General features: G+C 49.8%; 2 protein-coding genes. Both read right to left on the bottom strand.

The window, feature by feature from the left end; all coding sequences use genetic code 11:
* Positions 1 to 201: hypothetical protein (locus tag VI25_RS27440; protein ID WP_236705203.1), on the bottom strand; the 201-nt coding region annotated here is incomplete at its 3' end.
* Positions 202 to 765: 564 nt separating this feature from the next.
* On the bottom strand, positions 766 to 1,134 hold the full coding sequence (locus tag VI25_RS21985) for a winged helix-turn-helix transcriptional regulator (RefSeq protein WP_045690629.1): 369 nt from the start codon (positions 1,132 to 1,134) through the stop codon (positions 766 to 768).
* Between the last annotated feature and the right edge of the window lie 215 nt (positions 1,135 to 1,349).

The raw sequence follows: 1,349 nt of genomic DNA, 5'->3' as shown, positions 1-1,349 counted from the left end.
ATATGCAATGCTCTTATATCCAATAAAATTAACTTTCACATGGTATTCCGGAGAAACCGATTTCGCCTTGAAAATTGCGCGATAGTGAACTGCTCGACGAGTTGTTACCCTGTTAATCCCAGGGTAAATCGGGCTGAATAACACCCTATTTTGTACAAGCCCCACCGCATGTACACAAGTGACGCACCCTTTATCCTCCATTAGCGAATCGAGTGGAAGAAATGTCCTGAATGCGAGTTTTGCTTCAACGGCACAAATGCCACCTGATAGTTCAGCACGCCCTGGCTTTTAACAGACACATCCTCCACAACTGCTTTACTCATCAATGCGTTAGTGGAGACTACATTCCTGTCAAATAGCACAGAGACGGTATTCGTCGCCGAGGAACGTGGCAGCGCTTTCTCGCCAAACCCCTTTTGTTTAATTTGAATACTCGGGTACTGTCCTTCTCACATGAATCGGAACAGTATCCTATTCGTTCTCTTAATTAGCTTGCTAGCAGCAGAGGTACTGATTTGTGTTCAAACGCGGCCTACTAGGACTATAGCCGCCCCCGATGAGATGCGAGTAAAGAATAATGCTCAATGAACCAAGCGTTACGGCAAGCTTTACCTCTTTGCCTCTTGTTCATGCACTGTTACAGTTGTACATCAAAAGAGGAAAAGACAGATCTAAACTGTCCTGCTTAACTCGACCATCTCACCCCTTTAAGGTCACCCTCTCCTCGACGACCATCTTCTTGTTCGGTATGGGCTTCGGTAAGAGCTAACTGGGCAATTTGGCTAAACTCACGTCTAGTACCTGTTCCAACTCCGTGCGGTGAGCGTTGCCCCATTGCTCCATCACGTCAATCACCGGCAGCAGGGACCGTCCTAGGTCCGTGAGGTGGTACTCTACTCGGGGTGGCAATTCGGGGAAGATGGTTTTACCAACCAAGCCGTGGTACTCCAACTCGCTCAACTGCACGTTGAGCACGCGCCGGCTGGCGCTGGGAATCATGCGTTGCATGGCACTGGGCCGCTGGATGCCCTGGGCAATGCCCACGAGCAGGGTGGACTTCCATTTGCCGTGCAGCACTTCCTTGGTGAGCACGGAGCCGCAGTTCAGCGTGTTAGCAATTTTCTTCTGGTACATCGGCGAAGCTAGTTAAGGCAGAAAGGGTAGGAAATGAGAATAGGGATTAAAACCGCCCTATGCGCGAAAAGTATCGGGTGCTGAATAACTCCTCCGTACTTGCCCGCTCTGGTCACGCGGCGGAGTTTTGCACCGTGAATAATGCAAAACAAGCAACCGGAAATCATGGAAAAGCTCTACGGGGGAAAAAGTAGCGGGTTTATTTACGGGGGGGG

The sequence above is a fragment of the Hymenobacter sp. AT01-02 genome (genome assembly GCF_000961955.2).
Classification (GTDB): Bacteria; Bacteroidota; Bacteroidia; order Cytophagales; family Hymenobacteraceae; genus Hymenobacter; species Hymenobacter mucosus.
This window is presented reverse-complemented; position numbering and strand designations above follow the sequence as displayed.

Excerpts from the sequence above, each read along its gene's own strand:
- VI25_RS21985 (WP_045690629.1), bottom strand. The coding sequence starts at position 1,134 with ATGTACCAGAAGAAAATTGCTAACACGCTGAACTGCGGCTCCGTGCTC.